Genomic DNA, 22,392 nt, shown 5'->3' on the forward strand with positions numbered 1-22,392 from the left:
AGAGGCGTGGCTGAACAGACCTCGACCACGAATGCGTGGCCGGCAAATTCCACACCGATGGATCTGATCCCGCCTGGCCGCAAACGCTTCGGCTGGACACTGATGGCCTTGGCCACACTCGGCCTCCTGGCGACGATCCTGCTTCAGATCCTCTACAAGACCGAGGTCGATACGATCGGCTTCGAGACATGGCGGCCCGTGGTCTACGCCTATGTGCTATGGGGCGTTGCTATCGGGATCGGCCAGGTTCTGACACGCGGCGAGGACGGCCAGCGCGCGCTGTTCCTGCTGCCGGCGCTGCTGTTCACCATCGCCATGGTGATCTTTCCCACGCTGTTTGGTTTCTATATCGCGCTCACCGACTGGAACCTCAGTTCCTTCAGCGGCCGCAGGTTCAACGGGCTCGACAATTTCTGGCAGATGCTCGGCGATCCATACTACCGCAATGCGCTGTTCAACATGGTGCTCTATGTGCTTGCGGTGCTGGTCGAATATGTCATCGCCTTCGGGCTGGCGCTGTTGCTCAACGCGCAGATCCGGGCGCGAAAATTCTTCCGCGTCGTCTTCCTGATGCCGCTGATGCTGTCGCCGGTCGCGGTGTCCTGGATGATCGGCAAATCGCTGATGGAATACCGGTTCGGCCCGGCGGCGACGCTGGCGCGCCATCTCGGCTGGGATAATCCCGCCTTCTTCTCAGAGCCGATCACAGCCCGCATCTCGATCATGATGCTGGACGCCTGGACCTTCATCCCCTTCATGATGATCATGCTGCTGGCCGGACTGCAGGCGATGTCCCGCGAGGTGCTGGAGGCGGCGCGTGTCGACGGCGCCAATGCATGGCAAACCTTCTGGCAGGTCACCTTCCCGCTGATGCTGCCGGTGTCTGTGACCGCCGTCATCCTGCGCATCATCTTCAAGCTGAAGCTTGCGGACATCATCATTACGGTGACGTCGGGCGGCCCTGGCGGAGCCACCGATTCGGTGTCGAGCTTCATCTACCGCGAATATCGCGACCGCTCGAATGTCGGCTACGGCACCATGCTGGCGATGGCCTATCTCGTCATCATCGTCGTGTTCGTGACCTGGCTCCTGAAGATCGCCAACCGCTTCGTGCGCAACGTCAACTAGAGCGGCCGGATCATGAGCGTTCAGACCACCGACTATACCGTCTCCGAAATCCGCTCCCCGGCGAGCTTCATCACCAGCCGTGTCTTCATCTATGGCGCACTTGTCTTCTGGGCTTTCATCTGCCTGTTCCCCATCTACTGGACGATAACGACCTCGTTCAAATCGGCGGTCGACGTCACGCAAGGGCATCTGATCCCGTTTGTCGACTTCCAGCCGGATTGGAAAGGCTGGCGATCGCTTGGCCTGTCGCCGGACTCGATCTTCCAGACCTCGACCGTGCGCGACGAGTTCCTCAAGCGTTTCATGAATTCGGTCATCACCTCGGTTGGTGCGTCGAGCCTGGCGATCATCATCGGCAGCCTCGCCGCGTATGGCCTGACCCGCTATCGCTACCATTTCGCCTGGTTCAAGAACGAGGACATCTCGTTCTTCTTCCTGTCGCAGTTGATCCTGCCGCCGGTGGTGCTCGCCCTACCCTTCCTAGTGCTCTACCGCGAAGTCGGGCTGCTCGATACGCGCATCGGGTTGATCCTGCTCTACACGCTGATGGTGCTGCCGATCGTCATCTGGATCATGCGCGACCAGTTCAACTCGATTCCAGTCGAACTCGAGGAAGCAGCCCTCGTCGACGGCCTGTCGATCTGGGGCGCCTTTTTCCGCATCGTCATGCCGATCGCGCTGCCGGGCATGGTCGCCGCCTTCATCCTGGCAATGGTGCTGTGCTGGAACGAGTATTTCTTCGCCGCCCTTTTGACCTCGACGGACGCCAAGACGATCCCGGTCATGGTTGCCAGCCAGACGGGGTCGCAAGGCATCAACTGGTGGTCGATGGCCGCGCTGGCCACCGCAGCGATCGCGCCGCTTGCGGTCATTGGTATCGCGCTGGAGCGCTACCTGATCATGGGCATGACGGCTGGTGCGGTGAAGTGACCGGGCGCCTCTTCTTTCCCTCTGTACCCCTCTGTGGGAGAAGGAAGGGCGCGCTAGGCCTTCAGGATCGCGCGCAGATGATCCATGATCATGGCGACGCCCTTCTGTCCAAGCTCTGCCGAAGCATCCGCCGCGCTCGCCGTATACCAGGTTTTGTTGTCCGCGAAGTGCGCGGCGTCCACTGCTTCCGGACATAGCGCCAGCATCAGCGATGTCTCGCCGATGCCGGCATGGTCGAATGGATATTTGCCGTTCATGGCGGCCGGCATCAGCGGATGCACCTGCACCCAGTTGAAGAAATTTTCGCCCGCGGCATGCCCGGCATAGTAGTCGGCCATCGTCTCGGAACCCCACCAGCCCTCGCCGCGCTGCTTCTCGAGGAAGCGGAAGATCGCCTGCCTGCCGGCGGTCTTGAAGGCGAGATCGGTCGGCATGCCGGCGGCGAAATTCTCGGTCTGGTGATGGACGATGGCGTGGATGTTGCGGAAACCGATACGCAGCAGGCTGTAGAACAGCTCCTCGCCGAACGGCGCCAGTTGATTGCCGCCGACCTGAACGGAGCCACTGCCTTCCGGCGGTGCCACCGCATAACTCGCTGCACCGTAATAGAAGGGCGGCAGGATGACGACATCGCTCTCTTGTTCGAGCAGCTCCAACGTCTTGATGACGGCCAGCGTGTCCATGCCGACGGCCATGTGCTCGCCATGGTATTCCAGCACGCCGAGCGGCAGCGCAACCGGCCAATTCTCAGCGATCGCCTTGCGGATCTGGTGCGGCAGCATCAGTTCATAGCGCATGGTCTATTCCATGTTGGTGTGGCGGGCGCGCATGGCTTCCGGCGACGCCGCGGTCAATTCCCTGAGTTTCAGGATCATGATCTCGAACAGCAGGAACAGCGCGCCCTCGAAAACCGAGCCCATCGGCAGCACCGACGTCTTTTGCGGTCCCTGGTCGTCGGCCATGGTCTGCGCCGGGATCAGCAGCGTCATGTCGGCAAGCCCTACAGCGCTGCCGCCCGCCTGGGCGGTCAGGAGGAGGACGGTCGCGCCTGCCGCGCGCGCGATGCGCATCAGGGTGAGCACGGTCGAGGTTTGGCCAGGCCCGGAACTGACAAGCAAAACATCGCCCTGCGCTACAGGCGGCGTGTTCATGTCGCCGACGACCGAAACCGGCAGGCCCAGATGATAGAGCCGCATGGCGAAGCCCTTCACCTGCAAGGCCTCGCGGCCGCAGCCATAGACGACGATCTGCCTGGCATCCACCAGCATCCCGCAGGCGGCGTCGATCCGGTCGCCATCGACGCGCGCCAGCACCGCGCCAAGCTCGTCGAGTGCGGTCCTGAACATCTGCGAGCCGGAGTTGTTCATGGCCGCGCCACCGGCGTGCCGGTAGTCGAAGATGATTGGCAATTCCCGATCATGCTCTTCCCCGGAACGGCTTGATTTCGTTCATGCTAGCAACCGCGAAAATGCGTGTCCAACGCTCAGCGGTGCTTTTGCCTAGCCACGAGCATGATAGTGTCATGTCAGACAAATCAATCCGGGAAAATTTCAAGACATGAAGACACGGCATTTCGACCGCATCGGCAATGGCGGCATCACCTTCACGGAGCTGGGCTTCGGCACGGCTCCGCTCGGCAATCTTTACCGCGCCGTCTCCGACGAGGACGCCCATGCGACGCTGGAGGCCGCCTGGGCGACCGGCTGCCGCTACTATGACACCGCACCCCTCTATGGGCTCGGCCTGTCGGAAACGCGCCTCAACCCGTTCCTGCGCTCCAGGAAGCGCGACGACTATGTGCTGTCGAGCAAGGTCGGCCGCATCATGCGCGCCTGCCCGCCAGAGGAGCGCACGGGCATCGGCAAGTTCTTCGACACGCCGTCGCGCAAGGAGGTCTACGACTACAGCTATGACGGCGTCATGCGCTCGTTCGAGGCCTCGCTGGAGCGGCTTGGCGTCGACCGCATCGACATCCTGTTCGTGCACGACGTCGACATCTTCACCCATGGCAGCAAGGAGGCGTCCGACCAGCGCATCGAGGAGTTCATGCGCTCGGGCTATTATGGCCTGCTCGCCTTGCGCGACCAGGGCGTCATCAAGGCGTTCGGCGGTGGCATCAACGAATGGCAGGTGGCCCAGACGCTGGCCGAGCGCGGCGATTTCGACCTGTTCCTGCTTGCCGGGCGCTATACGCTGCTGGAACAGGAGGCGCTGACATCGTTCCTGCCGCTTTGCCAGAAACGCGGCATCGGCATCGTTCTCGGCGGCCCCTACAATTCCGGCATTCTGGCGACCGGACCGAAGCCCGGCGCCTACTACAACTATTCCGAAGCGCCGCAGGATGTGCTCGACCGAGTGACGCGCATCGAGGCCGTCTGCAAACGCCATGGTATCAGGCTCATCGAGGCCGCCCTGCAATTCCCGCAGTTGCACCCGTCGGTGGTTTCGGTCATCCCCGGCGGTCAGCGGCCTGAAGAAGTCGAGAGCAACCGGTCGCTGCTGGACGCGAAAGTGCCTGTAGCGCTTTGGGCCGATCTCAAGAAGGAAGGCCTGATGCGCGCCGACGCCCCGACAGCTTGAGAAGCTTCTGGTCCGATCGATTCGATACGGGGTCCAAAAATGAAAAGCCGGGCAAGCCCGGCTTTTCTGGTTTTCGAAAATTAAAATGCGCTTAGTTGACGGCGTCCTTGAGGCCCTTGCCGGCCGAGAACTTCGGCACGGTGCGCGCCGGGATCTGCACTTCGGCGCCGGTCTGGGGGTTGCGGCCGGTGGATGCAGCGCGCTTTGACACGGTGAAATTGCCAAAGCCGACAAGCCGGACATCGCCGCCCTTCTTCAGTTCGCCGGAGATGACAGAAAACACTGCATCGACCGCCGACTGCGCGTCACCCTTCGAAATGCTCGCGGCGTCGGCGACAGCGGACACCAGTTCGTTCTTGTTCATAAAAATTCCCTTCCATGAGAACACCGGAACTTACGACTCATCCGGCAGGAAACGGACTTTAGAAAGAAGCGTTCCCGCAACCAAGTCGAAAAGGCAGGAAAAAAGCGGAAAAAGCCCGGAATTCCGGGGTTTTTCACATGAAAAAGCCGGGCGCGAAGCCCGGCTTTCTGTTTGTGCGCTGCAACCTTAGCGATTTCTAACGCATGGCCCTGAAAACCGCGGTCGGTTTTCCGAAAGGACCATGCGCAAATCCCCAGTATTGGAGCGTCCTTTGCGCTGGACGCGCAGCGCCCTAATGCGCAAGCGACTTTCCGGCATCGTCGGCGCTGTCGGTCGCGGCCGGCGGATTGACCGGTTCGACCCATTCGATCGGCTCCGGCATCCGCACCAGCGCGTGGCGCAGCACCTCACCGACGCGTGAGACCGGAATGATTTCCATGCCGTTCTTCACGTTGTCCGGAATCTCCGCCAGATCCTTGGCGTTGTCTTCCGGGATCAGCACCTTCTTGATGCCGCCGCGCAGTGCGGCGAGCAGCTTCTCCTTGAGGCCACCGATCGGCAAGATTCGGCCGCGAAGCGTTATCTCGCCAGTCATCGCCACATCGGCCCGAACCGGAATACCCGTCAGCACCGACACAATGGCCGTGGCCATGGCCGCGCCTGCGGACGGACCGTCCTTCGGCGTTGCGCCTTCCGGCAAGTGCACGTGGATGTCGCGCTTGTCGAACAGCGGCGGCTCGATGCCGAAATCGATGGCGCGCGAACGGACATAGGAGGCCGCCGCCGAGATCGATTCCTTCATCACGTCGCGCAGATTGCCGGTCACCGTCATGCGGCCCTTGCCGGGCATCATGACGCCTTCGACCGTCAGCAGCTCGCCGCCGACTTCCGTCCAGGCAAGGCCGGTGACGACACCGACCTGATCGTCAGCCTCGACCTGGCCGAAGCGGTAGCGCTGAACACCGAGGTAGTCGGCGAGGTTCGCCGCCGTGATGCTCACCGTCTTCTTCTTCGTCTTCAGGATCTCGGTCACCGCCTTGCGCCCGAGCTTCATCAGCTCGCGCTCCAGGCTTCTGACGCCCGCTTCACGGGTGTAGGTCTGGATGATGGCGCGGATCGCGTCCTCACCGACGGAGAACTCCTTCGGCTGCAGCGCGTGATCGCGGATAACCTTCGGCATCAGGTGCCGCTTGGCGATCTCGATCTTCTCGTCCTCGGTGTAGCCGGCGATACGGATGATCTCCATGCGGTCCATCAAGGGCGCAGGGATGTTCAGCGTGTTCGCCGTCGTCACGAACATCACGCTCGACAGGTCGTATTCGACCTCGAGGTAATGGTCCATGAACGTCGAGTTCTGTTCGGGATCGAGCACCTCGAGCAGCGCCGAAGACGGGTCGCCACGGAAGTCCTGGCCCATCTTGTCGATCTCGTCGAGCAGGAAGAGCGGATTGGACTTCTTTGCCTTCTTCATCGACTGGATGACCTTGCCGGGCATCGAGCCGATATAGGTGCGCCGGTGGCCACGGATCTCGGCTTCGTCACGCACGCCGCCGAGCGCCATACGGATGAATTCGCGACCGGTCGCCTTGGCGATCGACTTGCCGAGCGAGGTCTTGCCGACGCCGGGAGGGCCGACGAGGCACAGGATCGGCCCCTTCAGCTTCTTCTGGCGGCTTTGCACGGCAAGGTACTCGACGATGCGGTCCTTGACCTTGTCGAGGCCGAAGTGATCGGTGTCGAGGACGTTCTGCGCGTAGGCCAGGTCCTGCTTGACCTTGGAGTTCTTGCCCCACGGGATCGACAGCAGCCAATCGAGATAGTTGCGCACGACGGTCGATTCAGCCGACATCGGCGACATCGTCCTGAGCTTCTTCAACTCGGCTTCCGCCTTTTCGCGAGCCTCCTTTGAGAGCTTGGTCTTCTTGATGCGCGCCTCGATCTCGGCGGCCTCGTCGCGGCCATCCTCGCCTTCGCCGAGTTCCTTCTGGATCGCCTTCATCTGCTCGTTGAGGTAGTATTCGCGCTGCGTCTTCTCCATCTGGCGCTTGACGCGCGAGCGGATGCGCTTCTCCACCTGCAGGACGGAGATTTCGGCTTCCATGAAGCCCATCGCCTTTTCCAGCCGCTCCTTGACGGAAAGCGTGGCCAGCATCTCCTGCTTTTCAGGGATCTTGATGGCGAGATGCGAGGCAACCGTGTCGGCGAGCTTTGAATAGTCGTCGATCTGGCTGGCGGCACCCACCACTTCGGGCGATATCTTCTTGTTCAGCTTGACGTAGTTCTCGAAGTCGGTGACGACCGAGCGGGCCAGAGCCTCGACCTCGACCTCTTCCTCTTCCGGCTCGACCAGCGCCGTGGCCTTGGCCTCGTGGAAGTCGGGACGGTCGGTGAAGGAGACGATTTTCGCACGCGAGGCGCCCTCGACCAGAACCTTGACGGTGCCGTCGGGCAGCTTCAGCAACTGCAGCACGTTGGCGAGCGTGCCGATGTCGAAGATCGCATCGGGCTCGGGATCGTCATCGGCGGCATTCATCTGGGTGGCGAGCAGGATCTGCTTTTCCTGACCCATCACCTCTTCCAACGCCTTGATCGACTTTTCGCGCCCGACGAAGAGCGGAACGATCATGTGCGGGAACACCACGATGTCGCGCAGTGGGAGGACTGCAAAGACGCCGTCGCTGGGAGCCTTGGATATTTTGGCCATTGTCCAACCTTTCATGTCGCGGCCACCATCAGGCCAACCGCGAATCTCATATTAACGACCGGGGATCGTTCCGCCTACCACCGTTTATGACGGGAGTTTTACAGCACAGAAATCGGGCACCTCGGCCTTCTCGTGTTAGGTGGATGCAGGCGGGCCAAAGATCAAGAGTTAACATGGTCCGCAATCCATTCCATCGCGAAGGTGTGCCGGTTCCTCACAGCAAAACGGCGCCGCAAGGGCGCCGTTCCACAAAAATATAGGGCCAAGTGCCATATCAGGCGCTGACATTGCCCTTCTTTTCCTTCTGTTCGGAATAGATGTAGAGCGGCCGGGCGCTGCCGGTCACCACTTCTTCCGAAATCACCACCTCGCGCACGCCTTCGAGCGCGGGCAGTTCGAACATCGTGTCGAGCAGGATCGCTTCCATGATCGAACGCAGGCCGCGCGCACCGGTCTTGCGCTCGATGGCGCGCTTGGCGATCGCCGAAAGCGCGTTCTCGTGGAAGGTCAGGTCGACATTTTCCATCTCGAACAGGCGCTGATACTGCTTGACCAACGCGTTCTTCGGTTCGGTCAGGATCTGGATCAATGCTGGCTCGTCGAGATCCTCCAGCGTCGCCAGGACCGGCAGACGACCGACGAACTCCGGAATGAGGCCGAATTTCAACAGATCCTCGGGCTCGACCAGGCGGAAAACGTCACCCGTGCGGCGATCCTCCGGCGACGCGACGATGGCGCCAAAACCGATCGATGTCTTCCTGCCGCGGTCCGAGATGATCTTGTCCAGCCCGGCGAAGGCACCGCCGCAGATGAACAGGATGTTGGCGGTGTCGACCTGCAGGAACTCCTGCTGCGGGTGCTTGCGGCCGCCCTGCGGCGGGACGGAGGCGACCGTGCCTTCCATGATCTTGAGCAGCGCCTGCTGCACGCCCTCGCCCGACACGTCGCGGGTGATCGAGGGATTGTCGGACTTGCGCGAAATCTTGTCGATTTCGTCGATGTAGACGATCCCGCGCTGGGCGCGCTCGACATTGTAGTCGGCCGACTGCAACAGCTTCAGGATGATGTTCTCGACGTCCTCGCCGACGTAACCGGCCTCGGTCAGCGTCGTGGCGTCCGCCATGGTGAAGGGCACGTCGATGATGCGGGCCAGCGTCTGCGCCAGCAGCGTCTTGCCGCAGCCGGTCGGGCCGATCAGCAGTATGTTGGACTTGGCCAACTCCACATCGTTGTTCTTGCCGGCATGCGCGAGGCGCTTGTAATGGTTGTGGACCGCCACCGACAGCACGCGCTTGGCGTAGGGCTGACCGATGACGTAGTCGTCGAGAACCTTGAGGATCTCCTGCGGGGTCGGCACGCCCTCGCGCGACTTCACCATCGAGGTCTTGTTCTCCTCGCGGATGATGTCCATGCAAAGTTCGACGCACTCGTCGCAGATGAACACCGTTGGGCCGGCGATCAGCTTGCGCACCTCGTGCTGGCTTTTGCCGCAAAACGAGCAATAGAGCGTGTTCTTGGAGTCACCGCTGTTGTTGCCGACCTTGCTCATTTCATGTCCTTTCATGGCCGCCCGCCGATGGTCTGGCTGAAAGGGCGCATACTCTATTTATCGCGGGAATCCGCCGCCGCCAGTCTTCCGGCTCCCGCAACGTATTCCATACGAAACACAAATCAGAAAACGTGGCAATGATTCGCAGCTTCCCCACGCAAAGCTAAGCCGTCGAAAATCAACATAGCCTTAACGTAGGCAATCCCGACCTCCGAGGGAACAGCCAATTGTGGCCGAAATGACGCAAGACGCGCCAAAAGCGCGTGATGGTGCCATCCAACTGCCAACCAACCTTTATGCCAACGCTCCCTCGGCCGCCTCGCGCGACGAAATGACCTTGTCGATCAGGCCGAAATCCTTGGCCTCGTCGGCGGTCATGAAATGGTCGCGGTCGAGCGTCTTCTCGATCTCTTCATAGCTCTTGCCGGTGTGCTTGACATAGACCTCGTTGAGGCGACGCTTCAGCTTGATGATGTCCTGGGCATGACGCTCGATATCGGACGCCTGGCCCTGGAAGCCACCGGACGGCTGGTGAACCATGATGCGGGCGTTCGGCGTGGCAAAGCGCATGTCCTTGTGGCCGGCGGTCAGCAGCAGCGAGCCCATCGAGGCCGCCTGGCCGATGCACAGCGTCGACACGGCCGGCTTGATGAACTGCATGGTGTCGTAGATCGCCATGCCCGAGGTGACGACGCCGCCCGGCGAATTGATGTAGAGATTGATTTCCTTCTTCGGGTTCTCGGCTTCGAGGAACAGGAGCTGCGCGCAGACCAGCGTCGCCATGCCGTCCTCGACCGGACCGGTGATGAAAATGATGCGCTCCTTGAGGAGGCGCGAGAAAATGTCGTAGGCCCGCTCGCCGCGATTGGTCTGTTCGACCACCATCGGAACGAGGTTCATGTAGGTTTCGATGGGATTCTTCATCAGTTATCTCTTCTCGCGGTGGGATTTCCGGCGCCGGACAGGCTGGCAGTTCGGGCAGAATCGGTTCTGGATCGTCAAGATGTAAATAGGATGCCGGCTCATCCTTGTGCAAGGCCGACCCGTCCTAGCCATCTGGGTAAGTCGAATCAAGCTTCCGGGCAAGGATTGGCAGCAGCTGATGCCACGCCGCCCCGAAATACCGAGCCTGCCCCCGCCAGGTAGCAGTTTCTTAACCTCGTCACTTAACGAAATGCGCCGAAACCGCTTTTCTCCGCAATGGCTTCCCCTACAATTCAACGTTGAACTTGTGCCTGCAGTTCAAACGGGGGACTGCCATGTCCGGGAAAACCGCATGCTTCACCATTGCCGGGCTGACCCTGCTCGGCTCGATTTCGCAAACGGCGGCAGGCGGCCGCGCTGTCGAATGCTACGAGCCCGTCCGCACACCGGCCGTTTACGACACCGTCTACGAAGACGTCATGGTCAGCCCTCCGGGCCAGCAGATCGTCGACTATGACCCGCCAATCTACGGCACCCGCGAGCGCGTGGTGATGACCGTGCCGGCACAGGTTCGGTACGAAGTGGTCCCGGCAATCACCCGGACAGTCCACACCGTCAGGGTCGATGGCGGCGGCTATTCCTGGGAATGGCGCGTCATCCATGGCCGCCGGGTGCTGTGCAAGGTTTGGCACAAGGCACGCTACGAAAGCGTCGCCGAGACGGTGGTGATCCAGCCCGAGCGCACGCGGCGCGTCGTCATTCCGGCGCAATATGACAGCATCGCCGAGGAGGTGCTGGTGCGGCCCGAGCAAGGGCGCGTCATCGATATTCCTGCCGCCTACCAGACCGTTCCGCGGCGCGTGCTGGTGCGCGAAGGCTCATCCGGCTGGCGGCGCGTGCATATTCCGAGGCATTGCCAGGATTGAGCTTAGGCCACCTCGGCCCGTAGCCAAGCCTTGAGGCCGATGACATCGCCGTCGCCGATGGCTTTGGCCACACGGCGCCCCACTGCCGCGCCGAACTTGTAGCTGTGGCCCGAGCACGCCGAGACGACCAGGCACTTGCCTGTTTCATGCGCCAGGAATTTCTCGTCCTCGGTGAAGGTGTAGGCGCAGGTGACCACTTCGGTCACCCTTGTACTCCTCGATGCGGGTGATCGGCGGCGAGAACAGGTTGCGGATCGCCTCGCCTTCGCCCGGCACCGGCTCGCGGTTCCAGTCGGCGTCGCTGGTCGGCACCTTGTGCAGGCCCGAGCCGAATTTCATTCCGGCGCCGCGGGTGAGCGGGATCATATAGCCATCGGTCTTGCCGCCGACATCGAGAATGACGGGCGCGGCCTCCCATGCGGCCTCGAGATCGGCCGGGGGCTCGACATAGGCGAGCGCGGTGCGAAAAGTCTTCAATTCGCCGCCGAGCTCGGGGAATAGCTTCAGCACCCAGGCGCCAGGGGCAACGACGATGCGGTCTGCCTGCATCGTCTCGCCGCTTTCCAGCACGATATGGCCGGCCTCTGCATCGATCTCCGTCACCTTGCTGTGCTCGTAGACGTTGGCGCCGTTGGCGCGCAGCCATTTGGCCAGCCCGACCGCGATCTTGCGGCAATGCAGCGCGCCGCCTTCGGGCGAAAAATAGGCGTAGCGGAACGAGCCGGTCTCAAGGAACGGCCAGCGCTCGACGGCTGCGTCCGGCTCCAGCAATTCGAAAGGGAAATTGCCCTCTTCCAGACCCTCGCGGTATTCCTCGGCCTCATCGCCGGGCTCGCGCGAAACGCAGACGAATCCCCTGGGATCGAGGTGGTTCTCGCCGAGATCGGCCCACATCTCGTCCCAGGCCTCATAGGCTTCGGTGATCAGCCGGCCGTAGCCGGTTCCAGCGCGGTAGGCACGGCGGATGATGCGGTGATGGTCGCCCGATGCCGCCAGCGGATTGGGGATCGGCCCCTGCTCGACGATCGAGACGGCGTGGCCTGCCTTGACCAGCGACCACGCCGTGGAGAGACCGGCGATACCCGCGCCGACGACGATCACATTCATCCGTTCAGACCTTTCGCAACCCTACTGGCTGGCTCAATGCATCAGGCTGCCGAACGCAACATACGGTCTGGAACCGGGCTGGCAAGCCGCGCTATGGGTCTGGCATGACCAAATCGACGCTCCCGTATCTGGCCTTTGATCCAGCCACACGCCGGCTGAGGCTCGACCCGCGCGAACCGGCTTTCTTCATGAACCCGTACGAGGCCTACGGCCTCCTGCATGACGCATCGAATGCATTTTTCTGGGAAGAGTTCGGCTTCTGGTGTTTTGGCGGCTTCGGCGATGTCAACAGACTGCTGCGCGACCGCCGTTTCGGCCGCCAGAACCCTGCTGGCATCCCAGACAGCCACGGTGTCGGCCAGGACAGGACCCATCTCGAGGCGTTCGACGGCATCGAAGCCAACTCGATGCTGGAACTGGAGCCGCCGGTGCACACGCGGCTGAGGACACTGGTCAACCGTGCCTTCGTCTCGCGTCAGGTCGAACGGTTGCGGCCGGGTGTCGAGGCACTCGCCAACGAATTGATCGATCGTTTCGAACCTGGCAAGGCCTTTGACCTCCTGCCGGCCTTCGCCTCCCCGCTGCCGATCACCATCATCGCCGAAATGCTCGGCGTGCCGGTGGAGATGGGGCCGCAACTACTCGACTGGTCGCATCAGATGGTCGCCATGTACATCCATGGCCGCACCCGCGAGACCGAGGAGACGGCCAATGGCGCGGCACGCGAATTTTCCGATTTCCTGCGCGGCTACGTCACCGAGCGGCGCAAGAACCCGGGCAATGATCTGCTGTCGCTGCTGATCTCGGCGCAGGAAGACGGACAGAAATTGTCCGAGGACGAACTGGTCTCCTCGGCCATCCTGTTGCTCAACGCCGGCCATGAGGCAACCGTGCACCAGACCGGCAACGCAGTGCGCTCGATCCTTGTGCAAGGCGGCGACCCGCGCCGCTTCTTCACCTCACCGGAAACGACCGCGGCGACCGTCGAGGAATGCCTGCGTTTCGACGCGCCGCTGCATATGTTCATGCGCTATGCCCATGAGGAGATCGAAATCGCGCCCGGCATCGTCGTGCGGCCGGGCCAGACGATAGGGCTCTTGCTTGGCATGGCCAATCATGATCCGCACGCCTTCGCCGAACCGCAGGCCTTCCGGCCGGAGCGCACCGACCAGAAGAATGTGTCTTTCGGCGCCGGTATCCATTTCTGCATCGGCGCGCCGCTCGCCCGCCTCGAACTGCAGGTTTCGCTGAAGACTTTGTTCGAGCGGCACCCGCGACTGCATCTTGCCGAACAGCCCCGCTTCCGCGACACTTACCACTTCCATGGGCTGGAGGCGCTCGCCGTGGGTTTCTAGCTGGCGAGTTGCCCGGAAATCCGATCCGATCCTCGATATGTGATCAGCCTTTCAAAGCTTGATCACATACTCCTTGCGAGTCGTCTCAAGCACTTCCCAGCTTCCCTTGAAGCCCGGCCGCAGCACGAAGCTGTCGCCGGGCTTTATGGTGCGCGCTTCGCCGCCCTCTTCCGCGATCACCGAAACGCCTGAGAGAATGTGGCAGAACTCCCATTCGTCATAGACGATGCGCCATTTGCCGGGGGTCGATTCCCAGATGCCGGCATAGAGGCCGCCGTCGCGCTCCTCGACGTTCCAGGTGCGGAATTTCGGATCGCCCGAGATCAGGCGATCCGGCGCGGGCGCGCCGGATTCGGGCTCCACGCTTTTGGTGTCGACGGAAAGAAACGCGGTCATATCAGATCAGACCTTGGCGAGCGCCTGTTCGAGGTCAGCGACGATGTCGGTGACGTCCTCGATACCGATGGACAGTCGCACCGTATCCGGCCCGGCACCGGCCTTGACCTTCTGCTCGTCGGAAAGCTGGCGGTGCGTGGTCGACGCCGGGTGGATGACCAGCGACTTGGTGTCGCCGACATTGGCCAGGTGCGAGAAGAGTTCGAGTGCCTCGACGAACTTGATGCCCGCCTCGTAGCCGCCCTTGAGGCCGAAGGTGAACACGGCGCCGGCGCCTTCAGGCGAGTATTTCTTCTGCAACGCATTGTTCTTGTCGCTGGGCAGGCCGGGATAATTCACCCAGGCGACCTTGGGATGGTTGGACAGCCAGCCGGCGACCGTGATCGCATTGTCGCAGTGCCGCTGCATGCGCAGCGGCAAGGTTTCGAGACCGGTCAGGATGAGGAAAGCGTTGAACGGCGAGATCGCCGGACCGAGATCGCGCAGGCCGAGCACACGGGCGGCGATGGCGAAAGCGAAATTGCCGAAGGTTTCGTGCAGCACGAGGCCGCCATATTCGGGGCGCGGTTCCGACAGCATCGGGTACTTGCCCGATTTCGACCAGTCGAAGGTGCCGCCGTCGACAATGACGCCGCCGATCGAATTGCCATGGCCGCCCATGAACTTGGTCAGCGAATGCACGACGATGTCGGCGCCGTGCTCGATCGGGCGGATGAGGTAGGGCGAGGCCAGCGTGTTGTCGACGATCAATGGAAGGCCATGCTTGCGGGCGATGTCGCCGATCTTCTCGATATCGACGAAGGTGCCGCCCGGATTGGCCAGGCTCTCGATGAAGATCGCCTTGGTCCTGTCGTCGATCTGGTTCTCGAAGGTCGAGAGATCATTGGTGTCGGCCCAGCGCACCTCCCAGCCATAATTCTTGAAGGCATGGCCGAACTGGTTGATCGAACCACCGTAAAGCTTGTTGGCGGCGACGAAATTGTCGCCGGGCTGCATCAGATTGTGGAAAACGATGACCTGCGCGGCATGGCCGGATGCAACCGCAAGCGCAGCCGTGCCACCTTCGAGGGCCGCGACTCGCTCTTCGAGCACTGCCTGGGTCGGGTTCATGATGCGGGTGTAGATGTTGCCGAACGCTTTCAGCCCGAACAGCGAAGCGGCGTGGTCGGCGTCATCGAAGACGAAGGAGGTCGTCTGGTAGATCGGCGTGGCGCGCGCGCCGGTGGCCGGATCGGGCTTGGCGCCGGCATGGACGGCGAGCGTGTTGAAACCGGGTGTACGGGTCACTGAAACCTCCCTTTGAAACTTCTCAAATCAGCTGCGCATTCTTGGCGAAGGCGGCGTGCGAATGCAAAGAAGAAAATTCCGCTCGGCGTTGATCCTTCGATCACACCGCAGGATAATGCGGCATTCCGCGGAATAATTTTGCGCCCCTGCGTTGCGCCTATTTCTGACGCACGCCGAAACTCTGGAAACCCTGGCGCATCAGCGGCTTCTTCGACGACAGCACACCGGAATTGACACCGGTCCAGCCGATCTCGCCGGAGAGCTTGCCGTACTCGATCTTGGGGCAGCGGTTCATTACCACCTTGATGCCCGCCGCCTCGGCGCGTGCGGCCGCCTCGTCATGACGCACGCCAAGCTGCATCCAGATGACTTTCGGCAACGGATCGAGCTGCAACACTTCGTCGACGATGCCGGGAACCGCCGCGGCATTGCGGAAAATGTCGACCATGTCGATCGGCTCCGGTATGTTGGCCAGCCTGGCATAGGTCATTCGGCCGAGGATTTCCTTGCCGGCCTGGCCGGGATTGATCGGGAACACCGAAAACCCCTTGGCCAGCAGGTATTTCAGCACGAAATAGCTCGGCCTGACGTCATTCGCCGACGCGCCGACCATGGCGATCGTCTTCACCGAATTGAGGATGCCGCCGATATAGGCATTGTCGTAGCTGTCGTGATTCATGTCTCGTCCTCATACAACGCCTCGGCGAGAAAACCATCCGGGTCGTTGCTGAAATCGCGCAGCATGCGGAAATGGTCCGTATCACGAAAGTCTGCGGGCTCGAGCCCGAAGCGGCTGATGCGGAACAGCCGCGCATCGGGACAGGCCATCAGCAGCGGCGAATGGGTCGCCATGATCACCTGCGCGGTGCCCGATTGATCCATGCGCCGCAGCATCTTCAGCAGTTCGATCTGGCGCGTCGGTGAAAGCGCGCTTTCGGGCTCGTCGAGAATATAGATGCCTTGCCTGCGGCAGCGCTCCTCGAAGAAGCGGATGAAGCCTTCGCCGTGCGACCAGGACAGGAAATCCGGCGGCGGTGGCTTGAACGGGTCCTCCTGCGCGGCCTGGTCGAGGTAGCGGGCCACCGAATAGAAGGATTCGGCGCGAAAGAACCAGCCAGCGGTGACTTTTGGCAACCAGTGGCCACGGAATGTGTTCGCCAGTGCCGCTCCACTCTTGTCGATGGCACTGGAGTGGTCGACCGGTCGATAGCCCTTGCCGCCGCCGGCCTCGTCATAGCCGGCCAGCGCGCCGATTGCCTCGAGCAGCGTGGATTTACCGGTGCCGTTCTCGCCGACGATGATGGTGATGGGCGTGGTGAATTCGAGTTCGAACTCGTGGCCGCGAAACAGCGGCAGGTTCCAGGGATATTTTTCCCATTCCGCCACGCGCTCGGGGTCGAGCAGGATGCGCTTGAGATACGGTGCCTTGAGCCGTGTCAGTTGCTTGCGATAAGCCATCAATCAGGCAGCGAAATCGTGCCGTCGTCCGCGATCGGGAAGGCCGGATTGTGCGCCACTTCCCAGACATGCCCATCCGCATCGGCGAAATAGCCGTACCAGCCGCCCCAGAAGGCGCGGCCGGCCGGCTTGACGATCCTTCCGCCGGCCTTTTCAGCCATGGCGAGCACCTCGTCGACTTCGGCATCGGAGCGGGTGTTGTAGGCGAGATAGACGGCCGAAGGCGCCTTGGCGAAGGTGATGCCCGAGTCCTCCTCGGCGCTGGCGCGCGGGAACAGACCGAGGATGGCGCCGCCCATCTGGAAGAAGGCGACACCGTCGGTGATCCCCGCGTGGCGCTTCAGACCCATCGCCTCGTAGAAACGCACGGCGCGATCCAGATCGTCCGTGGCGATGGTGATGATGGAGATGCGGGGTTCCACGATCCTCGTCCTATTCGTCCGTCCATTCCGGCTTGCGCTTGCTGATGAAGGCGCCAATGCCCTCTTCCGCGTCTCGCGCCAGCATGTTCTCGACCATGACGCGGCCGGCATAGGCATAGGCATCCGCCAAACCCATCTCGGCCTGCGCGTAAAAGGCCTCCTTGCCGGTCTTCACCACCAAGGAGGATTTGGAAGCAATGGTTTGCGCGTATTTGGTGACAATCTGATTCAGGTACTCGCGCGGCACGACGCGGTTGACGAGGCCGAATTCCTTCGCCGTTGCCGCGTCGATCGTCTCGCCGGTCAAGAGCATCTCCATTGCCTGCTTGCGCGAGACGTTGCGCGACAGCGCCACCATCGGCGTCGAACAGAACAGGCCGATGTTGACGCCCGGCGTACAGAAGGTCGCCTCATGCGAGGCGATCGCAAGGTCGCAACTGGCGACCAGTTGCAGGCCGGCGGCAGTCGCCAGGCCGTCCACCTCGGCGATGACAGGCAGGGGATGGCGCACGATCGTCTGCATCAGCGTGGCGCAAGCGGCAAACGTCTCTTCGAAGAAGGCCTTGCCGCGATCGGCGTCGGCGCGCCGCGCGGTCATTTCCTTGAGGTCGTGGCCGGCGCAAAACACCTTGCCGGCCGCTGACAGCACGATGACGCGAACGGCTTTGTCGGCCTTGGCGCGGTCGAGTTCCGCCGTCAGCGCCGCCATCACTGCCAGCGACAGGGCGTTGGCGGGCGGATTGGCGAGCGTCAGGCGCAGCACTCCCTTATCCAGCCTTGTCGCAACCGGACCCTCGTCGGCGGCAGCAGGCTTGATGGCAAGGATTTCGGCCATGGCTAGGTCTCCGAGTTTCCGCTGGCAGAGTATCTAATATCGGATCGGGTTTCGTCCAACACCCATCGCTTGCGCCAGGGCGATGTATATGTTGCCAGAAACACCCAGCTGCGCCCATACAGGCTTGGCGCAGAACGAGAGACCGACATGCCCGCCCAGACCAACCTCAAGCCGGTGCTGACCGCAGCGCAGATCAACGTGTTGATGGAGACCGTCTTTCCGCAACTCAATGAGAACTCGGCCGCCTATGAGGCGATCGACGTGTTTCCTGGGGGCTGCATCGTGCGGCTCAATGCCGACGAGCGGCATTTGCGTCCCGGCGGCACAGTGTCGGGCCCTGCCCTGTTCACGCTGGCCGACATCGGCGGCTATGTCTGCGTGCTCAGCCATGCCGGGCCGGATGCGCTCTCGGTCACCACCAACCTCAACATCAACTTCGTGCGCAAGGCCGAAACCGGGCCAATCGACGGGTATTGCCGCATCCTGAAGCTCGGAAAGAGCCTGATGGTGTTCGACATCGACATCGTCGCCAGCCGGGATGGACACACGATCGCGCATGCCACGGGCACCTATTCGATCCCGCCGCAGCGCTCTGTCGGTGTGGTAAAATAATACCTTTAGACCAACATATTGTTTCTACAGCATTTTCTACGCGGCAGGACTTCCCCGCAGCCTTGACGCGGTCACTCCGCTCGCCTATAAGCCCCCACGAAGCAGCGGCCCGCAAAGGCCGCCGTTTTATTATTGGCAGGGGACAAGTGTCTTTAGCCAATTCAAGCAACAAGAAACGCCTTCCCCGTGAAGGTCAAAACCGAGAGCAGAAAACATGACAACCTTTTCGCAGAAGCCTGCGGATGTGGTGAAGAAGTGGATCCTGATCGACGCCGAGGGTCTCGTCGTCGGCCGTCTTGCCACTGTCATCGCCAATCATCTTCGCGGCAAGCACAAGCCGACCTTCACCCCGCATGTCGACGACGGCGACAATGTCATCGTCATCAATGCCGACAAGGTGGTGTTCACCGGCAAGAAGTTCACCGACAAGGTCTATTACTGGCACACCGGCCACCCCGGCGGCATCAAGGAGCGCACCGCGCGCCAGCTGCTCGAGGGCCGTTTCCCCGAGCGTGTCGTCGAGAAGGCCGTTGAGCGCATGGTTCCGCGTGGTCCGCTCGGCCGTCGCCAGATGAAGAACCTGCGCGTCTATGCAGGCGCAGAGCATCCGCATGTCGCCCAGCAGCCAGAAGTCCTCGACGTGGCCAAGCTGAATTCCAAGAACAAGAAGGTCGCATAAGATGGCTGAGCTTTCCTCGCTCGCAGAACTGGGCGCCGCCACCGGCAACACCAACACGCAGGCCGCGGCCCCCGTCCACGTCCAGAAGCTCGACAAGTCGGGCCGCGCCTATGCCACCGGCAAGCGCAAGAACGCCATCGCGCGCGTCTGGGTGAAGCCGGGTTCCGGCAAGATCGTCGTCAACGACAAGGAATTCGCGACCTATTTCGCGCGTCCGGTCCTGCAGATGATCCTCAACCAGCCGATTATCGCCTCCAACCGTTCGGGCCAGTACGACATCGTCGCCACGGTCGTCGGCGGCGGCCTCTCCGGCCAGGCCGGTGCCGTGCGTCACGGCATCTCCAAGGCGCTGACCTACTACGAGCCGGCGCTGCGCGCCGTGCTCAAGAAGGGTGGCTTCCTGACCCGTGACAGCCGCGTCGTCGAGCGCAAGAAGTACGGCAAGGCCAAGGCCCGTCGTTCCTTCCAGTTCTCGAAGCGCTGAGCGTTTCGAACTGTCGATATCGAAAAGGCCGCCTCCGGGCGGCCTTTTCTTTTGGGGCTACAGATCTGAGTGATCGACAGGTTGTGGGACAGCGCCCTACAGGCAACTCTCACGAGAGAGGAGAGCGGCAGCCTCTGCCGCCACTCCTAATTGATGCTGGCCGTATGCGCCGGTTTGAAAGGCCGATTGTCGTCGGCATAAGGCACGCGATAGCCGTTTGCCGCCAGCCAGTGGATCGCCGCCTTAGGTTCGTCGGTCTGGATGATGGTGGCGCCGCGATCGGCCCAGAAGCCCCAGGCTTCGCGCGGCAGGCTGGCCTGGACCGCCAGTTCGTCGCCACGCCCGCCGGCGAGGAAGCCGCCCGGCTTGTTGACGATGGCATAGGTGTCGGCCCAGATATGCCAGTCGCCCTTCACCGCCTCGGCGCGCATGCGGGCGCTGAACAGCGGCCCGCCGGTTTCGGTGAGCGTCTCGGCGCCAGCCCGCCAGTTGATCAGCTCGATCGCGCGCGGCGCGAAGGCGTGGTCGACCATCGAGGCGAAGCCGGCATCATGCACCGCGTCATCGGCGATGATCGGCATGAACTGGAAGCCACCGCCTGCCGCTGCCATGGCGGCTTTCACCGTGGTGATCCTGTTCTGGTTCCACAGGTTTTCCTTGACGATGACTTGCTCGGCCATACCGAGGTCGCGCGCCACCGCGATCATGCCCGGGAGGTCGCCGACTTCGAGCTTGTTGTCGAGATTGATGAGGATTCTGTCCCTTGTCGTCATCAGCATCTCGCGCAACGTCGAGACAGGCTCGTTGGTGACGGCATGGGTGCCCTCGATCACCAGCCGGCATCTCTTCAGCTCGGCCAGCGTGTAACTGACGACCTCGCCCTTGCAGGTGGTCGTGCGGTCGAGCCAACTGTCGTGCATGACGATGTACGCGCCGTCCTTCGAGCGCCGGATGTCGACCTCGACGATTTCGGCGCCGATCGCGATCGAGCCTTCCACGGCGGCCAGTGAATTTTCCGCATAGAGGGTCTTGCCGGCCTGCATGCTGCCGGCGCGATGGGCGGCCACCATGACATGGTCGCGCCACTGGTTGGCATGTTCGAAACGGTCGAGGATCTGGCTGGCGCGGGTTTCGCCGGCCAAGGCCTGGCCGGAGGCGGCCGCCAGCGCGGTGGAAAGCAGAAGGCTCAGCCAGATCGTCCGCATCGAGAATCGCTCCTTGCCGGATCGAGCCGGGGATAGGCGACATCAGTGACATCCAGGTGAACGAAGCCGGCTAAAGCGCGTCGCATCGAAACGGATTCAGGCACCCCCTGGGGGCGCACTCCAAACCGAGATCACCTTTGGGCGATATGCATTAGCGGTTGGCCGGAGATATCGGTCAGATGCGCTTCGACAGTCGGCGGAACCACGCCATTGCCGGCATTTCGACCAGGCGCCATGTGGCCCAAGACACGGCGATGGTGGCGGCGAGCATGACGACGATCGCCACAGTCCCCGTCCAGCCGGCGCCAAAGCCGGTGGCGGGATCGCCACGCAGTACGATGTCGCCAATCAAGCCGAGGCCGAGTTTGCGCTCGACGAGCCCGGCGACATTGATCAGGCGCGCCTGGACGAAGATGTGGACCATGTAGATCGAATAGGACAGCGCGCCGAGCGTCAGCATGAACGGTGTCCTGAGCAACGCGCTGATCCAGCCGCCTTCATGGGCGAAGAGGAACAGCGCCAGGGCGAACACCAGGGGCGCGGCAATGCCGGCGTCGTTGTCGCCCGCCAGCGAGACAAAAAGACCGATGACGGCCACCATGACGATTTCGGCAAGAGTCCAGCTCATCCGCGGGCCGTTTGCGAGCAGAACCTGTCGCGCCCCTGCAATGGAATCTTGCTGAAACCAGGCCAACAGGGCGCCGAGCGAGAAGCCGTGGAGGCAGCGGATGAAGCCGAAATCGTAGGACACATCCATATGACGCATGGAGAAGCCGAGCAGGAACAGCGGCGCGGTGACGGCGGCGGCGACAAACCATATCCAGGCGCGCGCGCCGGCGATGAAGACCACGCCGGCAAACAGGAGATAGGCAAAAAACTCGGCCGAAATGCTCCAGCTTGGCGCGTTCCACGTCAACCGATCCTCGAAGCCGACACCTTGCAGCAAAAGGAGATTGGCAGCCAAGCTCTCGACGTCGAAGCCGCCGGTGAAGGGAGCAGCCCCCGTGCCATGCAATTGCGGCAGCACCAACCGCAACAGCTCGAAGGCGGCAAAGGCACCAAGCATGACCAGATGCAGCGGGTAGATGCGGCCGAAACGGACCAGCGCAAAGCGGGCGACCTCTTCCGGTCGGCCCAGCCGATTGGCATAGCTGGAGGCGATGACGAAGCCGGAAAGGACGAAGAAGAAGTCGACGAAAAGATAGGCCGAACCGATAAAGCTGCTCTGCGAGATCGCCGAGGCGGTCGGAAAATGAAACAGCGCCACCAGCAACGCGCAGATGCCGCGCCACGAATCGAGAACCTGGAAGCGATCGCCGGCGATCGTGCCGGCGTGGGTCGACACCACGGCATCCGACCGATTAAGAAACGCGGTCTGCGTCATGATGATACAAATCCTGTCTTGCCGCGGCACCCGGGCGGCGCCGTTTCGTCTCCCCAGGCCGTG

At 62.1% G+C, this 22,392-nt stretch carries 22 protein-coding genes and 1 pseudogene; 8 read left to right on the forward strand and 15 right to left on the reverse strand.

Features of this window, described 5'->3' with window-relative positions; translation table 11 throughout:
- The first annotated feature begins 6 nt into the window (after window positions 1-6).
- Together FJ970_RS21945 and FJ970_RS21950 are read left to right on the forward strand one after the other, a co-directional pair.
- Complete coding sequence (locus FJ970_RS21945) at window positions 7-1,128, forward strand: carbohydrate ABC transporter permease (protein WP_140755284.1); 1,122 nt, start codon at window positions 7-9, stop codon at window positions 1,126-1,128.
- A gap of 12 nt (window positions 1,129-1,140) precedes the next feature.
- A complete protein-coding gene (locus FJ970_RS21950) occupies window positions 1,141-2,058 on the forward strand; it encodes a carbohydrate ABC transporter permease (protein WP_140755286.1) in 918 nt (305 codons plus the stop codon).
- A gap of 53 nt (window positions 2,059-2,111) precedes the next feature.
- On the opposite strand, the gene FJ970_RS21955 is transcribed toward FJ970_RS21950, so the two are convergent.
- Window positions 2,112-2,855, reverse strand: coding sequence for a creatininase family protein (locus tag FJ970_RS21955; protein ID WP_140755288.1), 744 nt, complete (start codon window positions 2,853-2,855; stop codon window positions 2,112-2,114).
- Between the two features lie 3 nt (window positions 2,856-2,858).
- Entirely contained in the window at window positions 2,859-3,425 is a 567-nt protein-coding gene (locus FJ970_RS21960; protein WP_140755764.1) for an SIS domain-containing protein, read from the reverse strand.
- A gap of 190 nt (window positions 3,426-3,615) precedes the next feature.
- Here FJ970_RS21960 and FJ970_RS21965 point away from each other — a divergent pair, with 190 nt between their 5' ends.
- A complete protein-coding gene (locus tag FJ970_RS21965) occupies window positions 3,616-4,638 on the forward strand; it encodes an aldo/keto reductase (RefSeq protein ID WP_140755290.1) in 1,023 nt (340 codons plus the stop codon).
- 91 nt (window positions 4,639-4,729) lie between these two features.
- Here FJ970_RS21965 and FJ970_RS21970 read toward each other — a convergent pair whose 3' ends face one another.
- The 4 genes from FJ970_RS21970 to clpP form a co-directional block, all read right to left on the reverse strand.
- Window positions 4,730-5,002 (reverse strand): HU family DNA-binding protein, encoded by a 273-nt coding sequence (locus tag FJ970_RS21970; protein WP_027143628.1) that lies wholly within the window; start codon window positions 5,000-5,002, stop codon window positions 4,730-4,732.
- Between the two features lie 292 nt (window positions 5,003-5,294).
- Window positions 5,295-7,706, reverse strand: coding sequence for an endopeptidase La (gene lon, locus FJ970_RS21975; protein ID WP_127869591.1), 2,412 nt, complete (start codon window positions 7,704-7,706; stop codon window positions 5,295-5,297).
- Between the two features lie 274 nt (window positions 7,707-7,980).
- A complete protein-coding gene (gene clpX / locus FJ970_RS21980) occupies window positions 7,981-9,255 on the reverse strand; it encodes an ATP-dependent Clp protease ATP-binding subunit ClpX (protein ID WP_023759839.1) in 1,275 nt (424 codons plus the stop codon).
- Window positions 9,256-9,549: 294 nt separating this feature from the next.
- Window positions 9,550-10,179 (reverse strand): ATP-dependent Clp endopeptidase proteolytic subunit ClpP, encoded by a 630-nt coding sequence (gene clpP / locus FJ970_RS21985; protein ID WP_140755292.1) that lies wholly within the window; start codon window positions 10,177-10,179, stop codon window positions 9,550-9,552.
- 335 nt (window positions 10,180-10,514) lie between these two features.
- Between clpP and FJ970_RS21990 the strand changes: the two genes are divergently transcribed.
- On the forward strand, window positions 10,515-11,105 hold the full coding sequence (locus FJ970_RS21990) for a hypothetical protein (protein WP_140755294.1): 591 nt from the start codon (window positions 10,515-10,517) through the stop codon (window positions 11,103-11,105).
- Between the two features lie 2 nt (window positions 11,106-11,107).
- Here FJ970_RS21990 and FJ970_RS21995 read toward each other — a convergent pair.
- Window positions 11,108-12,212: pseudogene (locus tag FJ970_RS21995) on the reverse strand (NAD(P)/FAD-dependent oxidoreductase).
- A 104-nt stretch (window positions 12,213-12,316) separates the two neighbouring features.
- Here FJ970_RS21995 and FJ970_RS22000 point away from each other — a divergent pair.
- Window positions 12,317-13,567, forward strand: a complete 1,251-nt coding sequence (locus FJ970_RS22000; RefSeq protein ID WP_140755296.1) for a cytochrome P450 — start codon at window positions 12,317-12,319, stop codon at window positions 13,565-13,567.
- A 51-nt stretch (window positions 13,568-13,618) separates the two neighbouring features.
- On the opposite strand, the gene FJ970_RS22005 is transcribed toward FJ970_RS22000, so the two are convergent.
- From FJ970_RS22005 to FJ970_RS22030, 6 genes are all read right to left on the reverse strand, one after another.
- On the reverse strand, window positions 13,619-13,963 hold the full coding sequence (locus tag FJ970_RS22005; protein ID WP_140755298.1) for a cupin domain-containing protein: 345 nt from the start codon (window positions 13,961-13,963) through the stop codon (window positions 13,619-13,621).
- A gap of 6 nt (window positions 13,964-13,969) precedes the next feature.
- Complete coding sequence (locus tag FJ970_RS22010; protein WP_140755300.1) at window positions 13,970-15,250, reverse strand: O-acetylhomoserine aminocarboxypropyltransferase; 1,281 nt, start codon at window positions 15,248-15,250, stop codon at window positions 13,970-13,972.
- A gap of 157 nt (window positions 15,251-15,407) precedes the next feature.
- Window positions 15,408-15,929 carry a CoA-binding protein gene (locus tag FJ970_RS22015; RefSeq protein WP_140755302.1) on the reverse strand — a complete coding sequence of 174 codons (522 nt, stop codon included), beginning with the start codon at window positions 15,927-15,929 and terminating at the stop codon, window positions 15,408-15,410.
- On the reverse strand, window positions 15,926-16,708 hold the full coding sequence (locus FJ970_RS22020) for an AAA family ATPase (RefSeq protein ID WP_140755304.1): 783 nt from the start codon (window positions 16,706-16,708) through the stop codon (window positions 15,926-15,928). The genes FJ970_RS22015 and FJ970_RS22020 overlap by 4 nt, the downstream gene beginning before the upstream one ends.
- Complete coding sequence (locus tag FJ970_RS22025) at window positions 16,708-17,130, reverse strand: VOC family protein (protein ID WP_140755306.1); 423 nt, start codon at window positions 17,128-17,130, stop codon at window positions 16,708-16,710. Before FJ970_RS22025 ends, FJ970_RS22020 begins: the two co-directional genes overlap by 1 nt.
- A gap of 10 nt (window positions 17,131-17,140) precedes the next feature.
- The gene (locus tag FJ970_RS22030; protein WP_140755308.1) at window positions 17,141-17,965 is read right to left on the reverse strand and encodes an enoyl-CoA hydratase; all 825 of its coding nucleotides are present in this window, start codon (window positions 17,963-17,965) and stop codon (window positions 17,141-17,143) included.
- A gap of 147 nt (window positions 17,966-18,112) precedes the next feature.
- On the opposite strand from FJ970_RS22030, the gene FJ970_RS22035 reads away from it, so the two are divergent.
- The 3 genes from FJ970_RS22035 to rpsI all read left to right on the forward strand — a co-directional run bounded on the left by FJ970_RS22035 (window position 18,113) and on the right by rpsI (window position 19,740).
- Window positions 18,113-18,577, forward strand: a complete 465-nt coding sequence (locus FJ970_RS22035) for a PaaI family thioesterase (RefSeq protein ID WP_140755310.1) — start codon at window positions 18,113-18,115, stop codon at window positions 18,575-18,577.
- Between the two features lie 214 nt (window positions 18,578-18,791).
- Window positions 18,792-19,256, forward strand: a complete 465-nt coding sequence (gene rplM, locus FJ970_RS22040) for a 50S ribosomal protein L13 (protein ID WP_010915638.1) — start codon at window positions 18,792-18,794, stop codon at window positions 19,254-19,256.
- A gap of 1 nt (window position 19,257) precedes the next feature.
- Window positions 19,258-19,740: a 30S ribosomal protein S9 gene (gene rpsI / locus FJ970_RS22045; protein WP_010915637.1), complete on the forward strand. Its 483-nt coding sequence runs from the start codon at window positions 19,258-19,260 to the stop codon at window positions 19,738-19,740.
- Window positions 19,741-19,886: 146 nt separating this feature from the next.
- Here the strand turns inward: rpsI and FJ970_RS22050 are convergent, their stop codons facing one another.
- Both FJ970_RS22050 and FJ970_RS22055 read right to left on the reverse strand, forming a co-directional pair.
- Window positions 19,887-20,945: a glycerophosphodiester phosphodiesterase family protein gene (locus FJ970_RS22050; RefSeq protein WP_140755312.1), complete on the reverse strand. Its 1,059-nt coding sequence runs from the start codon at window positions 20,943-20,945 to the stop codon at window positions 19,887-19,889.
- Between the two features lie 175 nt (window positions 20,946-21,120).
- Entirely contained in the window at window positions 21,121-22,329 is a 1,209-nt protein-coding gene (locus FJ970_RS22055; RefSeq protein ID WP_140755314.1) for an acyltransferase family protein, read from the reverse strand.
- Window positions 22,330-22,392 lie beyond the last annotated feature (63 nt).

It is taken from the genome of Mesorhizobium sp. B2-1-8, assembly GCF_006442545.2.
Classification (GTDB): domain Bacteria; phylum Pseudomonadota; class Alphaproteobacteria; order Rhizobiales; family Rhizobiaceae; genus Mesorhizobium.

Coding starts and splice junctions, on each gene's coding strand:
- rplM (WP_010915638.1), top strand. CDS start 18,792: ATGACAACCTTTTCGCAGAAGCCTGCGGATGTGGTGAAGAAGTGGATC.
- FJ970_RS22020 (WP_140755304.1), bottom strand. CDS start 16,708: ATGGCTTATCGCAAGCAACTGACACGGCTCAAGGCACCGTATCTCAAG.
- FJ970_RS21990 (WP_140755294.1), top strand. CDS start 10,515: ATGTCCGGGAAAACCGCATGCTTCACCATTGCCGGGCTGACCCTGCTC.
- FJ970_RS22000 (WP_140755296.1), top strand. CDS start 12,317: ATGACCAAATCGACGCTCCCGTATCTGGCCTTTGATCCAGCCACACGC.
- FJ970_RS21955 (WP_140755288.1), bottom strand. CDS start 2,855: ATGCGCTATGAACTGATGCTGCCGCACCAGATCCGCAAGGCGATCGCT.
- FJ970_RS21965 (WP_140755290.1), top strand. CDS start 3,616: ATGAAGACACGGCATTTCGACCGCATCGGCAATGGCGGCATCACCTTC.
- FJ970_RS22005 (WP_140755298.1), bottom strand. CDS start 13,963: ATGACCGCGTTTCTTTCCGTCGACACCAAAAGCGTGGAGCCCGAATCC.
- clpX (WP_023759839.1), bottom strand. CDS start 9,255: ATGAGCAAGGTCGGCAACAACAGCGGTGACTCCAAGAACACGCTCTAT.
- FJ970_RS22035 (WP_140755310.1), top strand. CDS start 18,113: ATGCCCGCCCAGACCAACCTCAAGCCGGTGCTGACCGCAGCGCAGATC.
- FJ970_RS22055 (WP_140755314.1), bottom strand. CDS start 22,329: ATGACGCAGACCGCGTTTCTTAATCGGTCGGATGCCGTGGTGTCGACC.
- FJ970_RS22015 (WP_140755302.1), bottom strand. CDS start 15,929: ATGAATCACGACAGCTACGACAATGCCTATATCGGCGGCATCCTCAAT.
- FJ970_RS21970 (WP_027143628.1), bottom strand. CDS start 5,002: ATGAACAAGAACGAACTGGTGTCCGCTGTCGCCGACGCCGCGAGCATT.
- FJ970_RS21950 (WP_140755286.1), top strand. CDS start 1,141: ATGAGCGTTCAGACCACCGACTATACCGTCTCCGAAATCCGCTCCCCG.
- rpsI (WP_010915637.1), top strand. CDS start 19,258: ATGGCTGAGCTTTCCTCGCTCGCAGAACTGGGCGCCGCCACCGGCAAC.
- clpP (WP_140755292.1), bottom strand. CDS start 10,179: ATGAAGAATCCCATCGAAACCTACATGAACCTCGTTCCGATGGTGGTC.
- FJ970_RS22050 (WP_140755312.1), bottom strand. CDS start 20,945: ATGCGGACGATCTGGCTGAGCCTTCTGCTTTCCACCGCGCTGGCGGCC.
- FJ970_RS22030 (WP_140755308.1), bottom strand. CDS start 17,965: ATGGCCGAAATCCTTGCCATCAAGCCTGCTGCCGCCGACGAGGGTCCG.
- lon (WP_127869591.1), bottom strand. CDS start 7,706: ATGGCCAAAATATCCAAGGCTCCCAGCGACGGCGTCTTTGCAGTCCTC.
- FJ970_RS21960 (WP_140755764.1), bottom strand. CDS start 3,425: ATGAACAACTCCGGCTCGCAGATGTTCAGGACCGCACTCGACGAGCTT.